Source organism: Nitrospiraceae bacterium (assembly GCA_019637075.1).
Taxonomy (GTDB): domain Bacteria; phylum Nitrospirota; class Nitrospiria; order Nitrospirales; family Nitrospiraceae; genus JAHBWI01.
Genome location: JAHBWI010000008.1, coordinates 90,303 through 112,592, shown reverse-complemented (window position 1 = coordinate 112,592; position 22,290 = coordinate 90,303). Strand labels below are relative to the sequence as shown.

General features: G+C 60.5%; 21 protein-coding genes. 20 read left to right on the top strand and 1 reads right to left on the bottom strand.

All coding sequences use genetic code 11. The annotated features are described in order from the left end of the window. Positions 1 to 4: 4 nt before the first annotated feature. The 8 genes from pilM to KF814_17555 all read left to right on the top strand — a co-directional run bounded on the left by pilM (position 5) and on the right by KF814_17555 (position 8,578). Positions 5 to 1,105, top strand: coding sequence for a type IV pilus assembly protein PilM (gene pilM, locus KF814_17590; protein MBX3237961.1), 1,101 nt, complete (start codon positions 5 to 7; stop codon positions 1,103 to 1,105). After that, complete coding sequence (locus KF814_17585; GenBank protein ID MBX3237960.1) at positions 1,102 to 1,656, top strand: PilN domain-containing protein; 555 nt, start codon at positions 1,102 to 1,104, stop codon at positions 1,654 to 1,656. Before pilM ends, KF814_17585 begins: the two co-directional genes overlap by 4 nt. Before the next feature lies 1 nt (position 1,657). Further along, positions 1,658 to 2,296, top strand: a complete 639-nt coding sequence (gene pilO, locus KF814_17580) for a type 4a pilus biogenesis protein PilO (GenBank protein MBX3237959.1) — start codon at positions 1,658 to 1,660, stop codon at positions 2,294 to 2,296. 39 nt (positions 2,297 to 2,335) lie between these two features. Beyond that, on the top strand, positions 2,336 to 2,941 hold the full coding sequence (locus KF814_17575; GenBank protein MBX3237958.1) for a pilus assembly protein PilP: 606 nt from the start codon (positions 2,336 to 2,338) through the stop codon (positions 2,939 to 2,941). Then, entirely contained in the window at positions 2,938 to 4,890 is a 1,953-nt protein-coding gene (gene pilQ / locus KF814_17570) for a type IV pilus secretin PilQ (protein ID MBX3237957.1), read from the top strand. The genes KF814_17575 and pilQ overlap by 4 nt, the downstream gene beginning before the upstream one ends. A 41-nt stretch (positions 4,891 to 4,931) precedes the next feature. Further along, a complete protein-coding gene (aroC, locus tag KF814_17565; protein MBX3237956.1) occupies positions 4,932 to 6,092 on the top strand; it encodes a chorismate synthase in 1,161 nt (386 codons plus the stop codon). Between the two features lie 63 nt (positions 6,093 to 6,155). Further along, positions 6,156 to 7,310 carry a 3-dehydroquinate synthase gene (aroB, locus tag KF814_17560; GenBank protein MBX3237955.1) on the top strand — a complete coding sequence of 385 codons (1,155 nt, stop codon included), beginning with the start codon at positions 6,156 to 6,158 and terminating at the stop codon, positions 7,308 to 7,310. 8 nt (positions 7,311 to 7,318) lie between these two features. Then, positions 7,319 to 8,578 (top strand): GAF and ANTAR domain-containing protein, encoded by a 1,260-nt coding sequence (locus KF814_17555; protein MBX3237954.1) that lies wholly within the window; start codon positions 7,319 to 7,321, stop codon positions 8,576 to 8,578. A 3-nt stretch (positions 8,579 to 8,581) separates the two neighbouring features. On the opposite strand, the gene KF814_17550 is transcribed toward KF814_17555, so the two are convergent. Continuing rightward, positions 8,582 to 9,499: a hypothetical protein gene (locus tag KF814_17550; protein ID MBX3237953.1), complete on the bottom strand. Its 918-nt coding sequence runs from the start codon at positions 9,497 to 9,499 to the stop codon at positions 8,582 to 8,584. A gap of 293 nt (positions 9,500 to 9,792) precedes the next feature. On the opposite strand from KF814_17550, the gene KF814_17545 reads away from it, so the two are divergent. The 12 genes from KF814_17545 (at position 9,793) to ureG (ending at position 22,279) form a co-directional block, all read left to right on the top strand. Beyond that, positions 9,793 to 11,088: a hypothetical protein gene (locus tag KF814_17545; GenBank protein ID MBX3237952.1), complete on the top strand. Its 1,296-nt coding sequence runs from the start codon at positions 9,793 to 9,795 to the stop codon at positions 11,086 to 11,088. A 153-nt stretch (positions 11,089 to 11,241) separates the two neighbouring features. Next, entirely contained in the window at positions 11,242 to 12,600 is a 1,359-nt protein-coding gene (gene urtA, locus KF814_17540; protein ID MBX3237951.1) for an urea ABC transporter substrate-binding protein, read from the top strand. Between the two features lie 37 nt (positions 12,601 to 12,637). Then, the gene (urtB, locus tag KF814_17535) at positions 12,638 to 14,188 is read left to right on the top strand and encodes an urea ABC transporter permease subunit UrtB (GenBank protein MBX3237950.1); all 1,551 of its coding nucleotides are present in this window, start codon (positions 12,638 to 12,640) and stop codon (positions 14,186 to 14,188) included. A 158-nt stretch (positions 14,189 to 14,346) separates the two neighbouring features. Next, positions 14,347 to 15,516 (top strand): urea ABC transporter permease subunit UrtC, encoded by a 1,170-nt coding sequence (gene urtC, locus KF814_17530; GenBank protein MBX3237949.1) that lies wholly within the window; start codon positions 14,347 to 14,349, stop codon positions 15,514 to 15,516. Beyond that, entirely contained in the window at positions 15,513 to 16,280 is a 768-nt protein-coding gene (gene urtD / locus KF814_17525) for an urea ABC transporter ATP-binding protein UrtD (protein MBX3237948.1), read from the top strand. Before urtC ends, urtD begins: the two co-directional genes overlap by 4 nt. A 144-nt stretch (positions 16,281 to 16,424) precedes the next feature. Continuing rightward, a complete protein-coding gene (gene urtE, locus KF814_17520) occupies positions 16,425 to 17,135 on the top strand; it encodes an urea ABC transporter ATP-binding subunit UrtE (GenBank protein MBX3237947.1) in 711 nt (236 codons plus the stop codon). A 340-nt stretch (positions 17,136 to 17,475) separates the two neighbouring features. Beyond that, on the top strand, positions 17,476 to 17,904 hold the full coding sequence (locus tag KF814_17515) for a hypothetical protein (GenBank protein MBX3237946.1): 429 nt from the start codon (positions 17,476 to 17,478) through the stop codon (positions 17,902 to 17,904). A 26-nt stretch (positions 17,905 to 17,930) separates the two neighbouring features. Then, the gene (gene ureA, locus KF814_17510) at positions 17,931 to 18,233 is read left to right on the top strand and encodes an urease subunit gamma (GenBank protein ID MBX3237945.1); all 303 of its coding nucleotides are present in this window, start codon (positions 17,931 to 17,933) and stop codon (positions 18,231 to 18,233) included. Positions 18,234 to 18,314: 81 nt separating this feature from the next. Then, positions 18,315 to 18,737: an urease subunit beta gene (locus KF814_17505; GenBank protein MBX3237944.1), complete on the top strand. Its 423-nt coding sequence runs from the start codon at positions 18,315 to 18,317 to the stop codon at positions 18,735 to 18,737. 52 nt (positions 18,738 to 18,789) lie between these two features. Further along, positions 18,790 to 20,517 (top strand): urease subunit alpha, encoded by a 1,728-nt coding sequence (gene ureC, locus KF814_17500; protein ID MBX3237943.1) that lies wholly within the window; start codon positions 18,790 to 18,792, stop codon positions 20,515 to 20,517. 254 nt (positions 20,518 to 20,771) lie between these two features. Then, positions 20,772 to 21,458 carry a hypothetical protein gene (locus tag KF814_17495; protein MBX3237942.1) on the top strand — a complete coding sequence of 229 codons (687 nt, stop codon included), beginning with the start codon at positions 20,772 to 20,774 and terminating at the stop codon, positions 21,456 to 21,458. 149 nt (positions 21,459 to 21,607) lie between these two features. Continuing rightward, positions 21,608 to 22,279, top strand: coding sequence for an urease accessory protein UreG (ureG, locus tag KF814_17490; GenBank protein MBX3237941.1), 672 nt, complete (start codon positions 21,608 to 21,610; stop codon positions 22,277 to 22,279). Positions 22,280 to 22,290: the final 11 nt, after the last annotated feature.

Genomic DNA, 22,290 nt, shown 5'->3' with positions numbered 1-22,290 from the left:
AAGTATGCTGGCTCAGCTGAAACATCTCACCGATTTCGACTTCATGTCGATGTTCGCTCCGAAGCGGCAGCTCCTCGGTTTGGACATCGGGTCCAGCGGGATCAAGCTGGTGCAGCTGAAGGAGAACCGTGGACGGTACATTCTCCAAAAGTTCGGCGTGAAGGAACTCGAGCCGGAGGTCATCGTCGACGGCACGGTGATGGATGAGGGCCGGGTGGTGTCGGCAATCAAGGAATTGGTTGAAGAACACCATATCAAGGTGAAGCAGGTGGCCATTTCCATTTCCGGCCACGCCGTCATCGTCAAGAAGATCAGTCTGCCTCCGATGCCGGATGAAGAGCTTGAGGGGCAGGTGAAGTTGGCGGCCGAGCAATACATTCCTTTCGATATCAACGAAGTGAACTTGGATTTCCACGTCCTTCCTGCCTCGGACAATCCCGAAGAGCAGGGGGAGATGTCCATCATCTTGGTGGCGGCGAAGAAGGACAAGATCAACGAACTGACGGAATTGGTCAAGGCTGCGGGCCTGACGCCCGTCATCATGGACGTCGACGCCTTCGCGATCGAGAATATGTACGGGATTGCGGCTGGCGGCGCGGAGGACGAGACCGTCACCCTGGTCAATATCGGCGCCAGCGTGATGAACGTCAATATCGTACGCGGCGGCATTTCGTTGTTTACCCGGGACATTCCTCTCGGCGGAAATCGCTATTCGGAGGCGGTCCAGCGTGAAATGGGCGTCTCGTTCGAGGAAGCCGAGGAGATGAAGAAGAGTGATCGCGTGAAGGAGGACCAGACCTTGTCGGGCGTGGTGGACAGCGTCAACGCCGAGGTCGCGTCTGAAATCGCGCGCACCATCGATTATTTCAAGACGACGTCGACGGACGGGGATATCAGTCGTGTCCTGCTCTGTGGCGGTGGCGCGAAGATCAAGGGGTTGGCGCAGCAACTACGCGATCGGATGCATATCGACGTCGAGATCGCGAATCCCTTCAACGAGATCGATACCTCGATGTGCGATGCCGATCCCGAGATGCTGAATGAAATGGGACCGCTTGCGGCGGTAGGAGTGGGACTCGCACTCCGGACGGTGGGGGACCGATGATTAGGATCAACTTACTCTCCACAGGACCGAAGACCAGAAAAGCCAAGCCCCAGTGGGACGTCCGGGCGGAAGCCTTGATCGCCGTCACTCTGTTGGCCGTGACTCTGACGGGTTGCTGGTGGTATGCCGCTTCGCTCGACGAAGAGTTCGAAGCCAAGCAAGCCGAGAAACAGGAAAAGGACAAGCAGGTCGCTCAGCTGAAAGAGCAAGTGAAGCAGGTCCAGGACTTTGAGGAAAAGAAAAAGCAGCTTGAGGCCAAGAATCATGTGATCGAGCAGCTTGAAAAAGCCCGTACCGGACCGGTGACGGTTATGGACAACATCAGCCAGAGCCTGGATCCGCTGAAAGTCTGGTTGATCAGACTGAACGTCAAGGGGAAGAACGTCGAGTTGGAAGGGCGGGCAATGACCAACGACGACTTGGTCGAGTTCGTCAACAACCTGCGACGCACGGACCAGTTCATGACCATCAAGCTGAACGAAAGCCGGGCCGGAATCGACAACAAGATGAATACCTATCAATTCAAGCTCGACCTGGCGATGAAAGGCTAACATGAGTCTCAACGCGATCAACCTGGACAGCCTGCGCAGCATCCCGACGGTGCAGAAGGTCGCCCTCCTGGGGTTGGTGGTGGCCGCGATTTTGGTGGGGTTCTACTACTACGTGGTCGATCCCAAGAACGCTGAAATTGAGGCCGTCCAGGGACAGGTTGCGCAGCTCGACACCGAGATTCAGAACCTCAGCATCAAGGTCAAGCATCTGGACGAGTTGATCGCGGCGAGCAAGCAACTTGAGATCGAGCTTGCGAAGAAGAAAGAACGCCTCCCGCCGGAAGAAGAAGCGGTGATGTTGCTGAAGCAGGTTTCCGACCTGGGAACGCGCCTGGGTTTGGACATGAAACTGTGGAAGCCGGGCGCACAAGCGGAAGACCCGTCCAAACTGTTCATCCGGATGCCGGTCAACGTCGAAGTGGCTGGTGGTTATCATACGGCGGCGATTTTCTTCGATCGCATCAGCAAGCTCTCGCGGATCGTAACCGTGCAGGATGTGCGGATCGGTACGCCGCGCGTCGAGCAGGGACGTGTGGTGACGCAGACAGTCTTTGATTTGGTGGCCTACGCGGCGCCGGTGGAAAAGAAAGCCCCCCCGGGCGCAGCGTCGGCGCCGGCAGCGCCCGCGCAGCCGAAGTAGGAAATGGGCCGAAGTTCCGGTCACTGTGAGGGACTGAACGTGAAAACACGAAACGGATTGAAACGGTGGGTGACGGCGGGCGTCGTGTTGGCCCTCTGCGGTGGGGGCGCGTACACCGTGCAGGCCAAGAGTCTGCTCCGGATGAACCAGGTCAAGAGCATGCGGCCGGCGGATACCTTGAAAGTGCCGGCGATGCCGGAAACGGCGTCCGCGATGCCGCCGAGTGAAATGCCTAAGCCGGCGATGGAGCAGCCAAGCCTCCAGGTCGGAGCAGCGTCGGTACCGGAATTCTCGGGTGGGTCCTACGATCCATCAGGCCGTCGCGATCCGTTCCTTCCCATCAGCCAAATGGTGCAGCAGACCGAGGCGGATTCGAGTCTGCCTCCGTTGCAGCGGATCGGTCTCACCGAGCTCAATCTGATCGGTGTCGTGTGGGGCAACTACGGGTATACGGCGATGGTTCAAACTCCGGACGGTAAGGGGTACAGCATCAAGCGCGGTACGCGCATCGGACCCAACAATGGCGTGGTCAGTTCAATCACCGAACGTGGCTTCATCGTTCAAGAGCGGTTCACTGACGTGTATGGGAACAAGCAGGAGCGGGAGTACGTCAAGCTGCTGCACCCAAAAGAGGGCATAGAATGAAACAGACACATGGTTGCGCTCATCCGTTCTTCAGCGTCGCAGTAATGGCCGGGCTCCTCGGAGCCGCCGGCCTGGCCCAGGCCGAGCCGTCCGAGTCGACGACCGGGCTGTCGGGTTTCGAGCAGGCTGCCGCACCGGAGGAGTCGGCCCTCGTCCCGCCGTCTCCTGTTGCAAAGTCCGAAGCGCCGGCCGACCGCGCCGCCGCCACGCTGCTGACGAAAGTCGAAGCCAAGCCGGACGGAAGTCGCGTCGCCCTTGTGGTGTCGGGCAACGGCTCGATTACGTACAGCGCCCAGATGGTCGGAGAACGGAAACTGGTGATCGACGTGCCTCACGTCCAGGCTGCCACGCAGCAGGCCCAGATGGCGGTGCGTCATCCGCTGCTGTCGCGCGTGCGGTTTGGATATCACCGTGACAAGGTTCGCTTGGTCCTCGATCTGACTCAGGAAGTGGAGCATCGCATCGAGGCTACGGCCGCGGGCTTGATCGTGAGTTTGGAGCCGAAGATGATCGCGGTAGCCTCGCCCGTCGAATCGACGACCGAGCAGGCGGCCTCCGCGCCTCGCGCAGCGGCCCCTGTGCTGGTCTCCCGCAAAGCGCCGAAGTCCCTGCTGCATGTCCAGCCCGTCCAATTGACTGCCAATGCGGACCAAAAGGACGAGGAGCGGAAGCCGGAGAATGAGGTGGTCAACGGACCGAGCCGTTATGTGGGGCGTCGAATCTCCCTCGATTTCCAACAGGCCGACATCAGCAACGTGCTGCGTCTGATCGCCGAAGTGAGCGGGTTCAACATTGTGGTCGGCGAGGGCGTGAAGAACAAGGTCACGATGAAGCTGGCCAACGTGCCCTGGGATCAGGCGTTGGACATGCTTCTGAAGATGAATGGCTTGGGGATGATCCGCCAGGGGAACATCGTCTGGGTAGACAGCCTGACCAACATCGCCAAGCAGCAGGATGAAGAGGCCCGGGCCAAGGATTCCAAGGCCAAGGCCGAGCCGGTTGTGACCCGCGTGTTCTATATTCGGAATTTGAACGCGGGCGAAGTGCAAAACTCCCTGCGGCAATATCTCAGTCCGCGTGGCGTGATGAACGTCAGCGCGGCGAGCAATGCCTTGATCGTCAGCGATACCGAATCGAAGTTGGAAGTACTGCGCCAGTTGGTCGAAGGGGTGGACCTCGAGTTGCCTCAGGTGCAGATCGAAGCCCGGATCGTGCAGGCCGATACGACCTATACGCGGTCGCTCGGTGTGCAGTGGGGTATTCAGAACGTGAACCAACTCGGGTCGAGCTTCGGGACGGCAGCCTTCCGCACCGGAACCTCCGGAGCGTTCGGCGCGCAGACGTCGGATTTCTTGGTGAACTTGCCGGCCAACCCTGGGTTCCCCTCCGTGCCGGGTGCGGGCTTCTCGATCGGCAAGACCGATGGTGCCCTGCTCGATGTGCGGTTGTCCGCGGGAGAATTGCTCGGTTTGACCAAGGTCATCGCGGCGCCGAAAATCACCACCTTGGATAAGCGGGATGCGAAGATCGCCCAAGGCGAATCGATTCCCTTCCAGACCACGTCTCTGCAAGGCACTCAGACCACCTTCGTGGACGCGAACCTGGAACTCAACGTGACCCCGCAGATCACGTCGCGGGACCCGAAGGAAATCGGAAAGCAGATCCTGATGAAGGTCCGTGCGACGCGCAACGCGGTCGGTGCGCGCAGCAACCCGGCTGGTCCCAGCATCGATCGCCGCGAAGCCACCACGCAAGTGTTGGTCAAAGACGGCGAAACGATGGTGATCGGCGGTGTTTTCGTCGACACGCAATCGAACAACGTGTCCGGTATTCCGTACCTGTCCCGCGTGCCGGTCCTGGGCTGGCTGTTCAAGAGCAAGACCGAAAACGTGTCGAAACAGGAACTGCTGATTTTCCTCACGCCGACCATTGTGAAGTCGGCAACTTGACACCTCCAGGCTCTAAGAGCTAATAATCGCCCCCATTGGCGATGTTACGATATCTCAATGGGGGCGAATCCCACGGAAAGTTTCTCCTCGCCGTTCTTGAAGGCGTTCCCTCTGGGCTTCCTCTGACTGCAGACATGGTGAACCACGATCTGGCCCGCCGCCAGAAGGGGTACGGGCGGGGCGGCCGGATGCGCGTGGAAGAAGACCGGGTCGAGTTCGCCTGCGGCGTCCGCAAAGGCCACACGATCGGGAACCCTATCGGTCTGCTCATTGCCAACAAGGATTGGGAAAACTGGAAAGAGGTCATGGCTGCAGAACCGGGTCCGATCCCGGAGGCCAAGGTGGTCACGAGACCCCGTCCGGGCCACGCCGACCTCGTAGGAGCCATCAAATACGGCCACCGGGACGTACGGAACGTCTTGGAGAAGGCGAGTGCCCGGGAAACCGCGATTCGTGTCGCCATCGGCGGGGTCGCCAAGGCCCTGCTCAGCCATTTCGGCATGAGCGTGCTGAGTTATACGACCGAAATTGGATCGGTCGTGGCCGAGCGTCCTACCGACCCGACCCAGGCCTACGAGCGTGCCGAAGATTCCGACGTCCGGTGCCATGATGCCGAGGCCGGGGGTAAGATGGTCGAGCAGATTCGGACGGCGAAGCACCGCGGGGATACCCTTGGGGGCGTGTTCGAGGTGGTCGTGACCAATCCGCCGATCGGGCTCGGGACCTATGCCCAGTGGGATCGCCGGCTCAGCGCCAGGCTCGCTATGGCAGCCATGAGCATTCAGGCCATGAAAGGGGTTGAGATCGGGATGGGCTTCGAAGCTGCCCGCCGGTTCGGCTCCGAAGTGCACGACGAGATCTTCTACGACCAGGGTACCAAGGAATTCGTCCGCAAGACCAACAATGCCGGGGGGCTCGAAGGTGGCATCACCAACGGCCAACCGATCGTCATCCGCATTGCGATGAAGCCGATTTCCACGCTCTACAGTCCCAAGCGCAGCGTGGACATCAACACCAAAGAGCCGTTCGAAGCGACGGTGGAACGGTCCGACATCTGTACGGTGCCGGCGGCCGGCGTGGTGGGCGAGGCCGTCATCGCCTATGAGATGGCCAACGCAATGCTGGAGAAGTTCGGCGGCGACACGCTTGCCGAAATGAAGCGGAACTTCGACGCGTACCAGGCCTACGTCAAAGAGTTTTAGGGCGTCGCATCAGACGGCCCCTCCGCCGGTGGAGGGAGCGGATTGTTGCGCCCACCATCCCACATGACATCCTCACATACCTCAGGTCATCCTCAGACGGTCCGGGTCGAACTCGGCGAGCGGAGCTACGCGATCACGATCAGGCGCGGCCTGTTGCGCGGGATCGGCAAGGAACTGAAGCGGCTCAACCTCGGCGGAAAAATCGCGGTCGTGACCGATAGGAATCTGGCCCGGCATTACCTCAAGCCCATGACTCGGGCATTAGCTGCCGCCGGATTCGAAGTGGTGACCGTGGTCCTGCCGCCAGGCGAACGTACAAAGACGCTGCGCACGATCGGCACGGTATTGGATGCCTTGGTCGGGGCCAGGTTTGAGCGGAAATCGACGCTGCTCGCGTTGGGTGGAGGCGTCATCGGCGACCTGACCGGATTTGCGGCGGCGATCTACCAGCGGGGCATTCCCTTCATCCAAGTGCCGACGAGTCTCGTGGCCCAGGTGGATTCGAGTGTCGGGGGCAAGACCGGCGTGGACCATCCGAAGGGGAAGAATTTGATCGGGGCGTTCAATCAGCCGCGGGCCGTCCTCATTGACCCGTTGACCCTGAAGACTCTGCCGGAGCGGGAGTGGCTGGCCGGTTTGGCGGAGGTGATCAAGTATGGGGTCATCGCCGACGGAGCCTTTTTCGGCTATTTGGAAGCCAACATCAACAGGATCATCAATCTCGATCAGGATGCTGCGACGACGATCGTGAAGCGCTCCTGCGAACTCAAGGCGCAGGTGGTGTCGGAGGACGAACGGGAGTCGGATCGGCGGCGTATTCTGAACTTCGGCCACACGATCGGCCACGCCTTGGAGTCACTCGGGGGCTATCGCGGATTGATTCACGGAGAAGCGGTCGCGATCGGCATGGTTCAGGAAGCCTCCTTGGCGCGGCATCTGGGCCTCTGCGATCAGAAAACGGTGGACCGTGTGGTCGATCTCGTTCGCGCTGCCGGCCTGCCCACCGCGTTGCCCCGCGTCACGTTCTCGGCCCTGTGGGGGGCGATGCAACTCGACAAAAAGGTTTCATCCGGCACCGTCTACTGTGTGCTGCCGGAGAAGATCGGCGCGGTGCAGATCCTGCCCCTGGAGCGGGAGGCGACGCGGGATTGGTTTCAGCTGGCTACGGCTGCGGGGAAGCGCCAGCCCGGCACCGGCACGGCGCGACGAGGCCGATAGGAACGGCGATGGAACCGAAACGGACGGTTGCCCAGCTTGAACAGGCCTTACGGGAAAAGTCCCGTGAGGTGGATGTCCTGCATCGGATCAGCGAATCCATCAGCAATACGCTCGATTTGGAGGCGGTGCTGCGGCACATCGTCGATATCGTCGTGGAGGTCACCAAGGCCGACGCCTGCCTGCTGTATCTCTTATCCGAAGGGCGGGACGAGTTGATACTCCGGGCCTCGAAGAATCCGCATCCCAAACTGATCGGGCGCATTACGATCGGCATGGGCGAGGGCATCACCGGATGGGTGGCCCGCGAGCGGACGCGTGTCGTCATCCCGAACAGCGCCAGCGACGACACCCGCTTCAAGTTTTTTCATAACCTTCCTGAAGACCGGTACCAGGCGTTCGTGTCCGTTCCCATTCTAACCAAGCAGGAAGTCGTCGGCGTCATCAACGTGCAGCACAAGCGCTCGCGCCGCTATCGCCCGGACGAGCTGGCGCTGCTGTCCACCATCGCGACTCAGGTCGGCGGGGCCATTGAGAACGCGCGCCTTTACGACCAAATGACCCGCAAGGCCCTTCAGTTAGATACGCTGTCGCAGGTCTCCGAGACGGTGTCATCCAACCGGCTGTTGGATGACGTGTTGCAGCTGATCGTAACGATGACCGCACAGATGATGGGATCGAAAATCTGTTCCATCATGCTGTTGGATCAGACCACCGGCGAGTTGCGGATCGGCGCGACGCAAAGCTTGAGCGAGCAATACCGTCGAAAACCGAACCTCAAGATCGGACAGAGCATCAGTGGGCGGGCCGTGCAGGAGCGCCGGCCGATCATCGTGCCGGACGTGACCAAGGAAGGGACTTACATGTATCCGGAGATGGCGAGGAAGGAAGGCCTCTGCTCGTTGCTCTCCGTGCCCATGCTGGTGCGCGACAAGGCCATCGGGGTGATCAATACCTACACGTCGCGTCCCCACACGTTCACGCCCGAAGACGTGAAGCTCATGCAGGCGATCGCCAATCAGGCGGCTATTTCGATCGAGCATACGACGCTGCTGGAGAAGTCTTTCGAAATGCAGGAAGCCTTGCAAGTCAGGAAGCTGTTGGAACGCGCCAAAGGCTACTTGATGCGCTCGAAGCGGTTGTCCGAGGAAGAGGCGTTCAAGTTGATTCAACGCCAAAGCATGGACCTTCGCAAATCCATGCGAGAAATCGCCGAAGCCATCCTGCTTGCGGGGGAAATCGAAGAGCGAGCCGACAAGAATCGATCCTAGAGCCTACCGTTTCGGAGTGCCTTGTCCACCCAGTTGGCGCTTGATCTCCTGTAGCTCCTTCCGCAACTCTTCCAACTCCGTGTCTTTTTTCTTCATGTCTTCTTTAATTTGCTGAAGGTCCCCGCCGGGCGCGGCCTGCGTCTGGCCTGGCATTCCAGCCGGAGAGGCCGGAGCGGGCGCAGCGACCGCAGGGCTTGCCGGTGAAGGGGCTGGCCCGAGGGAAGCGCTTGCCAGGCGATCCTGATCCAACACGAGCGTCGTGAGACCTTGCGCTGCCGTGAACGCCGGCGCATAAGTGTCGGCTCTCATCACGGATTGCGGCACAAAGACCACTTCACGCTGCTGCAGGCCCGTCGGATCCGGGATCCTGCGATTGGGCATGTTGACCGTGTCAGGCCGCTCGTCGCGGCTTCGGAAGCTTCGCAGCGTGACATAGATCGATCTGCCGTAGAGGAACAGGCTGCCTTCCGTCATCTCCCGGGAGGTTCCCGCTGCGACCGATTCTGATGAACCGACGCCGGCGCCGGTGCGTGGGCGGGTGAGCGAACTGCTTGGTTGAAGGACCCGAAACGCGACCTGTTGGTCGGAGGCGGCGCGAGCCAGCGCTTCCGCGATGCCTGGTGCCAGGAGTGCGGCCTCTTCCGCGCTGAAGGCCGCGATGACGGGGGCCTCGCTCGAGCCGAACGTCTGCGCGATGCCGCTGCGGTCGCGAACCGCGATGCCTTGCAAGGCCCGTTGCACCAAGTCCCGACTCAGTCGGACCGGATGGGCGGCTTGGAAGGTGCGGTCAGGAATGCGTTCCAACGAGACCGCGCTCCGCGGGGTTTCTTCGATCACCATGTCGACTTGCGGCCCTCCCATGCAGCCGGCCAGGCCAAGCCACAACGTCATGATGGACGCCGTCCACGATCGCGATGTCATGCCCACTCCCTCCGTAAGCTCGTAAGGAGTTCAGTGTAGCACAGCGCGGCGGAAGTGCGCCGACTCGTCGAGACTGCGAGAACTGCTTGACAGCGACCAGCCCTGCGGGGTATACGTCGAGTCCACGTGCGACAGGAGCGAGGACAACGACGTCCAGGCTCACCGCGCGACAGATTCACCAAGGACAATGACGTCCTTTTGGTCCAATGGAACGGACCGGAAGGGCGTTTTTTTTTTTGCTCGGCCCTTCACGGTTCCGGTAGCACTACCGTGGTCAACCAGGAGGGCGGCGCATGTTCAGCAATTGGAAGGTATGGCGTCTGGGATGCCTCTCGGCGATCCTGACGCTCGGATCGCTCGGGACGGCAACAGCCGAAGATCAAGCAAGCACGAAGGATTCCGCGCCCAGCATCATCTGCGGCGGATGTATCTCCCCCATGTTCGGGTCGCAGGGGAAGGGCAGCATCACTCCCTACGGCCGTATCGAACTCGACGGCATCTACAGCACCCGCAACAACAATCCTCTCGATCCGAATCAGTTCAACGGCTACGCGACCGCGGCCGGAAAAAGCAACAACGCCTCGACCACGCTGAACCCGCGCTACAGCGTGTTCGGCATCAAGGGCGAACGGACCGACGGCAAACACACCTTGAGCGGCGTCGTGGAAGTCGACTTCTATGGCCAAACGGACAATGCGGGGAACATCCCGCCCCGTCTGCGCTTGGCGAACGTCAAATATTCGCCGAACGAAAATAAGACCACCATCACGGCGGGCATGGACTGGACGCCGATCATGGCGCTCCACCCCAACCTGATCGACTTTTCGATCATGGGCTACAACGGCAACCTGTGGCAGCGTTTGCCGCAAGTCACCCTGAAGCATCAGTTCAATCAGAATTTCGACGGCCTGATTACGGTCATGCGGTTCGAACGCGGCCTCTCCGCCTGCTGCGGACAGACTCCGCGCCGGCCGGCGGCCGGGAACGGGGCCTCGGAAGTGCCGTTCAACGATCCGGTGCAAATGCCCTATGTCGGCGTCAGATTCGGCTATCAGGGCACGGGGAACATGCAGGGTGTCATGGCGGCCTTCAATGCGGCCTTTCGCAATTATCGCGCGGCGCCCACGTCGCCGGTCTCGATTCCGACGGGGCGGGATGTGAATTCCTATCTCGTGGGCGGCGAGTTGGTCGTGCCGATTACGAAACAACTGAAGTTCTCAGGAGAGGTCGCCTATGGCCAGGCCTTGGGTGTCGAGTTTTTCCGTTTCGGCCAGGAGCGTAATCTCGGGACCGGCGCGCCCATCAGAACAATCGTCGGCTGGGGTGAACTCGACTATGCCTACAACCAGGACTACACCTTCATCGCGGGCTACGGGTTCGACAACCCGCTCAACAAGGACTTGAAGGGGACGACGGCAGGGGCCGACACGCAATACGTCCTCAACCATCGGACCTACCTGACGGCTGTGCGGCACATTTGGGGCGACCTATACGGGTCCTTCGAATGGAACCATCTCATGACGGAATGGTCGACCGGCGAACGGTTTCATGGGGACAATTTCATGATTTCCACCTGGTACAACTTCTAGTGTGGACGCTGAAAATGCTCGCCGACATCGTTCTCGGCTCGAAACAGTCCTCAACGTACTCCAAGGGTACGCTTCCGGCGTTTCCCGCCTGCGACCATGTCGGCAAGTCATTTGGCGCGTCCTTCTCGTGAGTCACGAGAAAGGAGCTTGATAATGAATACGAAACAGACGATCGCGACGGCGTCCACGACCGACCAGCCTACGGCAGCTTCCTCACGAAGGGAATTCCTCCTGCACAGCTCGCGGACTGTCGCGGGTGTCGGAGTCGCAGCCTTGCTGGGCAACCTCGGACAATGGGCGCTCTCCTACGCCGCAGACAAGGAGCCGATCAAAGTCGGGATCCTCCATTCGTTGAGCGGCACGATGGCGATCAGCGAAGTATCGTTGAAAGACGTGGTCTCGATGGCTATCGAAGAGATCAATGCCAAAGGCGGCGTGCTGGGACGGCCGCTCAAGGCTGTGATCGTCGATCCGGCGTCGAACTGGGACCTCTTTGCCGAAAAGGCCAAACAGTTGCTGGTGCAGGACAAGGTGGCGGTCGTGTTCGGCTGTTGGACCTCCGTGAGCCGGAAGTCCGTGCTGCCGGTCTTTGAAAAAAATAACGGTCTGTTGTTTTACCCCGTGCAGTATGAAGGGGAGGAGTGCTCGCGCAACGTCTTCTACACGGGCGCCGCGGTGAATCAGCAGGCAGTGCCGGCCGTCGAGTACCTGATGAGCAAGGAAGGGGGCGGGCACAAAAAGTTCTACCTGCTCGGAACGGATTACGTGTACCCGCGGACCACGAATAAGATTCTCCGCGCCATGTTGCTCGCCAAGCGGGTGCCGACGGCGAACATCATGGAGGAGTACACGCCGTTCCATCACCAGGACTATCAAACGATCGTCGGCAAGATCAAAAAATTCGCTGCGGGCGGCGGGGCCTGCGTGATCAGTACGATCAACGGCGACAGCAACGTCCCCTTCTATAAAGAATTCGCCAACCAGGGGCTGCGGGCGGAGGATGCGCCGATCATGGCCTTCAGTGTGGCCGAGGATGAGTTGCGCGGGATGGACACGACCGCCTTGGTCGGCCACTTGGCGGCCTGGAACTATTACCAGAGCGTCGACACGCCGCAAAACAAGCAGTTCGTGGCGAATTTCAAAGCCTACTGCAAGAAGAACAATCTACCGGACGGCGACAAGCGCGTCACGGACGATCCGATCGAAGCCGCCTATTTCGGCGTGCATGTCTGGAAGCAGGCCGTCGAAAAAGCCGGCAGTATCGAGGTGGATGTGGTCCGCAAGGCGGTCTACGGCCAGAAGTTCCTGGCGCCGGGCGGAGAAATCATGATGGACGAAGCGAATCAACACACGCACAAGCCGGTGCTCATCGGAGAGATTTTGAAGGACGGTCAGTTGAAAGTGGTCTGGCGCTCGAAGGGTCTGGTGAAACCGGAACCCTGGAGCGAATACACGAACCCCGAGAAGGGCTGCGATTGGGTCAACCATCAAGGCACCTACAAGAAGGTCTGAGGGGTGGAAGATCGATGGCACTCGGCATGAGGCAGGTGTGCGCGTGAGGGGCATGGGGCTTCGGCTGGTTCTGTGTACGTGGGTGTGGCTCTTCACCGGTGCGGTGGGGTGGGCGGCGGAACAGGTCGAATCCCTGTTGTCGCCCGCAACGCTGGAAGAAGCTTTCACCGGGTTGAGAGCGGAAGCGGAAGGCCGCCGCGAGGCCGCGGTGGCCTTCCTGATCGAGCAGGGGGACCTCTCGCTGTTGCCGCGGTTGGATGAGATTCGTGCCGATGCGGACCGCAGCCTTCGCCAAGCCCTCAAGCCGATTGCCGATGCCTGGAAACATCGAGCCAACCTGGGGAGCGCCGATCCGGACGTCCGCCGTTCGGCTGCGGTCGATCTCGGAATGAGCGGGCGTCGCACCGCCATCCCGTGGCTCGAGGCGGCGGTGATCAAGGAGAGCCATCGCTGGGTCCGCTACAGCATGGAGGAGGCGATCCAACTGCTGAAGCTGGCCTCCGGCAACCCTGCGGTCCGATTGACGGCTGTGGCGAGGCTCGGCGACCTGCGGAGTCAAAACGCCGTGCCGATGCTAAAAGAGCTGGTTCACGCAGCCGGTGAACCGGGCGCGGGTGAAAAGGAGCAGTCGCTCGGGCGAGCGGCGACCGCGGCCATCGATCAGATTGAAACCTGGGGTGATTGGGCCACTGCGTTCGAGACGCTGTTCCGCGGCCTCAGCCTGAGTTCGATTCTGCTGATCATGTCGTTGGGCCTGGCGATCGTATTTGGCCTCATGGGCGTCATCAACATGGCCCATGGAGAACTGATCATGATCGGCGCCTACGCGACGTTTCTCGTGCAGCAGGCCTTCAAGGCCTGGTTCCCCGAGGGCTGGTTCGACGGGTACTATCTGGCGGCGCTGCCGGCGTCGTTTCTGGCCGCTGCGCTTTGCGGTCTCGTGCTGGAATGGACCGTGATCCGATTTCTGTACGGCCGTCCGCTGGAAACTATGTTGGCGACATGGGGGGTGAGCTTGATCATGATTCAGGCCGCTCGTGTCGCGTTCGGCGACCTCACCGCGGTTGCCGCACCGGGCTGGCTCAGCGGCGGCATCCAGGCCATGGTCGGCGTCTATCTGCCATTCAATCGGTTGTTCATCCTCGGTTTGTCCATCGTCTGCGTGACGGGCATTTATCTGCTGCTGTTTCGTTCCAGCCTCGGGCTCCGCATTCGAGCCGTCACCCAGAACCGCAGCATGAGCGCCTGTCTCGGTATCCCGACGCGGGCAGTTGATGCCTACACGTTTGCATTCGGCTCCGGGCTTGCGGGGGTGGCGGGCTGGGCCTTGACCCTCGTGGGCAACGTCGAGCCGGGACTGGGACAAAACTACATCGTGGACTCATTCATGGTCGTGGTCACGGGCGGGGTCGGCAAACTGGCCGGGACGATCATCGCCTCGCTCGGAATCGGGGGCCTCAACAAGCTCTTGGAACCGAGCCTGGGCGCCGTCTTCGGAAAGGTGATCATTTTGATGCTCGTGATTCTGTTCCTGCAGAGGAGGCCGTCGGGTTTGTTTGCGGTGAAGGGACGCCATGCGGATGCCTGATCAACCGATAAAATGCTCTCCAACTGCGTTGTCGGTCATTCGGCCGCCTCAACGTATCCGCCGCATAGCCCTCAGCGCCCTCATTCGCTGCGGCCTTGTGGAATAGGCATGTTGATCGATTGCCAACCTAGTGCAGCCAACCTGGGCTGCAGCATTTCATGAAGGTCAACGCACCAGGAGTGAACGAGACGATGGTGAACGGCGGGGAGAAGGCGGGCCATGAGGGAGCGGCATTCTGGGTGACGGGGTTCGTGCTGTTGTTTGTCCTACCGTTACTTAATGTGCTCCCGCCGGAAGGCTCGTGGCTGCACATCTCGGATTTCGCGTTGAACCGATTCGGGAAGTTCTTGGCCTTCGCGATTCTCGCGCTGGGGCTCGATCTCATCTGGGGCTATACCGGTATCCTCAGCCTGGGGCAGGGCGTGTTCTTCGGATTGGGTGCCTACTGTATGGGCATGCACCTGATGCTCTCCATCGGCGGGGAAAGTGTGTATGGAAGCGTGCTGCCGGACTTCATGGTGTGGAATCAGGTGAAGGAACTACCGCTGTTCTGGAAGCCCTTCCAGAGTTTTCCGGTGGCTTTGCTGGCAGGGGTGCTTGTCCCGACCTTCTGCGCCGCCGTTTTCGGCTTCCTGGCTTTTCGCAGTCGGATCAAAGGTGTCTATTTCGCCATTATCACTCAAGCGCTGGCCATGATGGCCTGGCTCGTCTTAAACCGAAACGAATCGAATCTGGGCGGGACCAACGGGCTGACCGACTTCAAACAGCTGCTGGGGTTCCGCCTCTCCGACCCCGGGACGCAACGGGCGCTATACGTGGTCACAGTATTGTGCCTGGTCGGTGCCTACCTGCTCTGCCGCTGGATCATCTCTTCCCGGGCGGGTCGCGTCCTGATTGCGGTGCGGGATAGCGAACAGCGGTTGAGGTTTTCGGGCTATGCGCCGTCCAACTATAAGGTGTTTGTATTCGGCGTGTCGGCCGCCTTGGCCGGGCTGGCGGGTATGCTGTACGTACCACAGGTGGGAATCATCACGCCGGCGCAGATCGGGGTGTTGCCTTCTCTGGAAATGGTGATCTGGGTGGCGGTCGGCGGCCGCGCCAGCCTGGTCGGGGCCATCGTAGGGGCCGTGGGCGTGAACCTGGGGCGCAGCATCCTGACGAATTACTTTCCAGAGCTCTGGCCGTTCATGCTGGGCGGGCTATTCGTAGCGGTGGTGCTGTTGTTCCCCGACGGTGTGATGGGCCTGTCGAAGCAGCTGAGCGCAGCAGCGTCGGCGTGGGCTTCACGTCATCGAGCGACGAAGGTCGAGGGGCGTAAGGCGGCATGACCGAACAGGGCTCCATCATCTACCTTGAAGGGGTGGTCGTCGACTATGACGGCTTTAAGGCGCTCAATAACTTAAACTTCATCGTGAACCACCGCGAACTGCGCGTGGTGATCGGCCCCAACGGAGCGGGAAAGACCACATTGTTGGACGTCATTTGCGGCAAAACCAAGCCTGCCGCGGGGCGAGTCATCTTCGGGAAGGACACCGATTTGGTGGGATTGCGGGAGCATGAGGTCACCCAACTGGGCATCGGCCGCAAGTTTCAGGCGCCCTCGATCTACGCGAACCTGACGGTGTGGGAGAATCTAGATCTGTCGTTGAGCCGTCCGAGCCGCGGGGTGTGGACGACCCTGACCGGGCAGTCCACGGCGGCGGAGCGCGAACGCATCAACGAGGCCTTGGATACGATCGGCTTGCGCGACGTGGCGAAGACGCGCGCGGGCGCCCTCTCGCACGGACAGAAGCAGTGGCTCGAGATCGGCATGGTCATCCTGCAGGATCCGTTGCTCTTGCTGGTGGACGAACCGGTTGCGGGGATGACGGACAAGGAAACGGAGCAGACCGGTCTGCTACTGCAGTCGCTCGCCGAGAAACATGCCATCGTGGTGATCGAGCACGATATGGAGTTCGTTCGCCAGATCGCGCGGATCGTGACGGTCTTGCACGAAGGCACGGTGATCTGCGAAGGCACGGTGGACAAGGTGCAGGCGGACGAGCGGGTGAGAGAGATTTATCTTGGGCGCCAGAAAGTGGCGCATGCGTAACAGGATGTTGAAAAGTCCCTCCAGCTTCGTTCTCGGCTCGACAAGATCCTCAACGTACCGCAAGGGTACGTCTCCGGTCTTCTCTTGCCTGCGGCCTCGCCGGAGAGCCTTTTGAACATCCTTTTGAGGTAGTCAATACTTACGATGCTACAACTTGACAAGGTCAACGTCTATTACGGCGAAAGCCACATTCTGCGCAACGTGTCGTTCCAGATCGAGGCGGGGCAAGTGGCATGCGTGATGGGTCGTAACGGCGTCGGCAAATCGACCACGCTTAAGGCCATCATGGGTCTGCTGCCGGTGCGTAGCGGGCAGGTGGTCTTTGACGGAACGGATATTACGAAAGCCCCGACCGATCGTCGCGCCAAGCGCGGTCTGGCTTATGTGCCTCAGGGACGCGAGATCATTCCGCATTTGTCGGTGCGCGAAAACTTGAAACTGGGATATTGGGCGCGCGGAACGTCGTCCAACGGCATGACCGAAAAAGCGGCGTTCGACGAGGTGTACACATTGTTCCCCAAGCTCACGCAAATTCTCGAGCGGCCGGGCGGTGTGTTGAGCGGTGGAGAGCAACAACAACTCGCTATTGGCCGGGCGATCCTGTCGAGCCCGAAAGTGCTCTTGCTCGATGAACCGACGGAAGGCATCCAGCCGTCGATCGTCGATCAGATCGAAGACGTGATCATCGGCTTCAAGACGGCTCGCCGGTTTGCCATTGTGCTGGTCGAACAGGGCCTTCACTTCGCTGCGCGGCTGGCGGATAGTTATGTCGTCATGGCCAAAGGGGCGGTCATGGCGGCGGGAAAAAAAGACGAGCTTAGCGCAGAAATGGTGAGGCAGCATTTGACGGTGTAGCGTTGGTCCTGTCGCCGGCCAGTCTCACATCACCTGACAGTTAGAAAGGCCCGCAAGCTCAGGGTTACTCGCGATAGAGGGCGAGCGAGTGGAAGAGACTGCTGCTTTGGCGTTGGCAGGGCCGCGCAGGCGAGGAAGTCTCCCCGGATCGGTGTACCTCTCCTTCCGCAGATACCCTCGAGGCTGATCCAAAATGCTCGCACGGCCCGTTGTTGTGATTGCGGAGAAGGGAACGTCTGAACGGTCATCCGTTGGTTGCGAGAGAGGTCATGGTTGATCTGGTCTAAGTTGCTGGCTACTATTCACCCTGGCATGCGGAGCATCCGAGGGGGAAGGGGAGATGAGACGTAGAGAAACGAGGGGACTATTGCTGGGCAGGCAACGGATGGCGGAAGTGAGGGGCTGGCTGATAGCGCTTTCCGTCCTCTGCGCCGGCTGCGCCACCGGGCAGTTCACTCCATTGGCGGAGGCCGAGAAGGACGAGGTCGAGCAGCTCAAGGAGAATGTCTACCGCGTCGAGTATCGGGTGAGTTCCTTCACCTCGCAGGAACAGTTGGATGCGTATCTGCGGCGGCGTTGCGCGGAGCTGACCCTGCGCGAAGGCTACGATTACTTCCACCTGGCTCAACGGGCGGACGTGCTGGCGCTGTCTCGGCGCACGTCGATGACGGTGACCATGTACAAAGGACAGAAACCGGCCGGCTCGACCGACTTGTATCAAGCACAAGAAATTCTGAACATACCGGTATGGCGTCCGAAATCCGACTGACGGTCGATGGGTAACGAGGAACCGATATGCACCTGACACCGCGTGAACAGGAAAAGTTGTTGATCTATGTGGCGGCCAATCTGGCGAAGGATCGTCGGAAGCGAGGCCTGAAACTTAATCATCCCGAGGCCGTGGCATACATCACGGCTGAAATCCTGGAGGGCATTCGCGACGGCAAGACCGTCTCGGAGTTGATGTCGTACGGCGCAACGTTGCTCAAAAGGAAAGACGTCATGCCGGGCGTGGCGGAAATGATTCCGGAATTGCAGGTCGAGGGGACGTTTCCGGACGGGACGAAGCTGGTCACGGTGCATGAACCGATTCGGTGACTACCGGCGAGCAGGTGTCGATGTTGAGTACGGTCTGTTGCGTGGAGAGGATATGAAATGGGAGCCACAGCCAAAAAGTCGATGAAGGCGAAACGTGCCCTGAAAGGATCGGCACAGGCCGACACGATCATCCCCGGCGAAATCATTCTCGGCGAAGGCGATGTGACGGCATTGAATGGCCGGCAGACGATCGAGCTGACGGTGTCCAATACGGGAGATCGGCCGATCCAGGTCGGCTCGCATTGTCATTTCTTTGAGGCGAATCGTGCGCTCAAATTCGATCGTGATCGGGCCTACGGATTTCGTTTGTGCGTCCCCGCAGGGACGGCCGTGCGGTTCGAGCCGGGCGAAGCCAAGCGTGTGATGCTCGTTGCGCTTGGCGGCAATCGCATCGCCTACGGCATCAATGGCTTGGTGAACGGCCGATTGGATGACCCGGCCGTGAGACAACAGGCCTTGGAGCGGGCTCGCCAGTTAGGGTTCACGGCCAAGAAGTCCTCCTAGTGGCTTGGTTGTTGGAGAAAGGAGAGCGGCTGATTTCAGCAGCCGATGAACGATGAAACTGTCTCGCCGTCAATACAACGATCTCTACGGCCCCACCGTCGGCGACCGCATTCGCTTGGCCGATACGGGCCTCCTGATCGAAATCACCCGCGACCTCACCCTGCCGGGAGAAGAAGCCAAGTTCGGTGGGGGCAAGGTAATCCGGGACGGCATGGGGCAGTCCCCTGCCGCGACCAGAGCCAAGGGTGCGCTGGACCTGGTGATCACCAACGCGATCATCGTCGACTGGTGGGGGGTGGTGAAGGCCGATATCGGCATTCGCGACGGCCGCATCGTGGGGATCGGCAAGGCCGGCAACCCGGACCTGATGGACGGGGTCACGAAGGGCATGGAGGTGGGTGCGGGGACTGAGGTGTTGTCCGCCGAAGGGAAGATCGTGACGGCAGGCGGAATCGATACGCATATCCATTTCATTTGTCCGCAGATCATCACCGAAGCGCTTGCGAACGGCCTGACGACACTCATCGGCGGCGGAACCGGTCCCGTCACCGGCACGAACGCGACGACCTGTACCCCCGGTCCTTGGAACATCCACCGGATGTTGGAAGCGGCGGACGGATTCCCGATCAATCTGGGATTTCTGGGCAAGGGCAACTCATCGTTGCCGGAAGGGTTGGATGAACAAGTCGAAGCCGGCGCCATCGGACTCAAACTCCATGAGGATTGGGGGACGACGCCGGCTGCAATCGACTGTTGCCTTAGCGTCGCTGATCGATACGACGTACAGGTTGCGATCCACACCGACACCTTGAACGAAGCCGGTTTTGTGGAAGATACGATCAAGGCTTTCAAAGGGCGAACGATCCACTCCTTCCATACGGAAGGGGCGGGTGGGGGACATGCTCCGGACATCATCAAAGTCTGTGGCCAGCCGAACGTCTTGCCCTCCTCCACGAATCCCACCATGCCGTTCACGGTCAATACGATGGATGAGCATCTCGACATGCTCATGGTCTGTCATCATCTGAACCCGCGCGTGCCGGAAGATATCGCCTTTGCCGAGTCGCGTATCCGCCGTGAGACGATTGCGGCCGAGGATATCCTGCACGATATGGGCGCGATCAGCATCATGTCGTCCGATTCGCAGGCCATGGGGCGTGTGGGCGAAGTGATCATCCGGACCTGGCAGACCGCCCATAAGATGAAACTGCAACGGGGGCATCTTTCCGAGCGTGGAGTTGAAGCGTCGGCCGGGCAGCATGACAATTGGCGCGCACGGCGCTACGTGGCCAAGTACACGATCAACCCTGCCATCGCGCACGGCATTGCCCATGAAGTAGGATCGGTGGAAGTCGGAAAACTGGCCGACCTCGTGCTTTGGAAGCCGGCCTTCTTCGGCGTGAAGCCCGAGATCGTCCTCAAAGGCGGGTTTCCGCTGTCGGCCGCGATGGGTGACCCGAATGCCTCGATCCCGACTCCGCAACCGGTGCTCACGAGGCCCATGTTCGGGAACTTTGGGCGGGCGCCGTTTGGAACGAGCCTGACGTTTCTATCCCAGCAGGCCCTGGAGCGAGGGATTACCGAGCGGTTGGGGCTGCAAAAGCGGGTGGCGGCTGTGAAGGGCTGTCGAGGCATCGGCAAGCGCGATCTCAAGTTGAATGATGCGCTGCCGCAGATCGAAGTCGACCCGGAAACGTATGAGGTCAGGGCGGATGGCGTGTTGTTGAGGTGTGAGCCGGTGGGGGAGTTGCCGATGGCGCAGCGGTATTTCTTGTTTTGACGGCTGCTGAAAACGTTGCCCAGCATCGTTCTTGCCTTGAACGCATCCTCAACGTACCCCAGACGGAGTACGAGCTGTCTTGACGGCTCGGGGTGGGTGGGAACCGATACGCCTCCGGCTCATACACGAACCGGCCGGCTTACCGTCTCGCCGGCGCGCGCAAACATGATGCTCGTTAATCCTCGTATCGCGCACCCTGCGGCGTAGTTGGCAAGTCATTTTGAGCATCCGTTGAGGATAAGAGCAAACATACGATGAACACGCGATCGCTGCTGACCGGGCTCCGTTTCGTCGACAGCTTTTTTCCCTCCGGAGGATTTGCGTTTTCGTCCGGGTTGGAGGCGGCCGTGCAGGGGGGCTCGGTCAAGAATGGGGAGGAATTGTCTCGCTTCGTCGTCGAAGCCTTGACGACCGGCATGGGGGAACGCGAGGCGGTGGCAGTGGGGTTGGCGCATGAGGCGTTTGTGGCCGGGACCCTGGATGTGCTGATCACGGTGGATCGTGAACTCGATGCGATGAAGCTCGGCCGTGAGACCAGGCAGGCAAGTCGCCAAATGGGTCGTCAGGTCATTCGGATCGCAGTAGACCAGGAAGAGCCTGCGCCTTTGCTGGCCGAGTATCTGGCTGCCGTCGAAGCCGGTACGAGCCCCGGTCATGCGGCGATTTGTGTCGGGCTTACGCTTGCTGCGGCAGGCTGGGAAAAAGCCCCCACGATCGCCGCCTGGCTGTACCAGTGCGCGACTGGGTTTGTCGCCGCTGCGATGAAACTGTTGCCGATCGGGCAACGAGAAGGGCAGCGGCTTCTGGACAGCTGGCTGCCGGTGATCGGGAGCGTCGGCCGGAGGGCGGCGCAGCGGAACGTCCTGCGATCCTGGTCGCCGGTGCATGACATCTACGCCATGCGCCACAGCCGGTTGGAATCACGTCTTTTTAGGAGCTAATGGCTGATGGCAACTAGCGTATGGCACAAGCGGAGGTAAGCGCTGATCGCGCAGGGTGAATCGCCCATGGTCCGGACGAGGAGAAGAATCTGTCGGCTTTCGTTCCTGCGTACGCCATAGGCCATCAGCTATAAGCTCCGGAGTTAAGCATGCATCGCGAAGACGAACATTTCTGTGGAAGCGGCCGGACGACACTGGCTCGCTCCAAGCACATTCCCGTCATCGGTGTCGGGGGGCCGGTCGGTTCCGGTAAGACGGCGCTGGTCGAGGCGCTCTGTCGGCAATTGCGGGATCGCTACAGCCTGGCGGTGGTGACGAACGACATCTTTACGAAGGAGGATGCGGAGTTCCTGACCCGTCGGGGGGCCTTGCCGCAAGACAGAATTCTGGGGGTTGAAACCGGCGGGTGCCCGCATACGGCGATTCGCGAGGACGCCTCCCACAATCAAGCGGCATTGGACGATCTGTTGGAATCCCATCCAGACGTCGAATTGATGTTCGTGGAGAGCGGGGGAGACAACCTGGCGGCAACCTTCAGCCCAGAGTTGGTCGATAAGGTGATTTACGTCATCGACGTCGCGGCCGGCGACAAGATCCCGCGGAAAGGCGGGCCAGGCATCACCCGCTCGGACCTGCTCGTCATCAACAAGACCGACCTCGCGCCGCTGGTGGGTGCGGACCTCGGCGTCATGGACCGCGACAGCCGAAAAATGCGCGGCGCTTCGCCGTTCCTCTTCACCAACCTGAAAACCGGTGAGGGGCTCGATCGAGTCGTCGAGTGGGTCACGGGCCTGGTCCTCTCCCACTCGCACCGTCACTAATCGGACGAGCA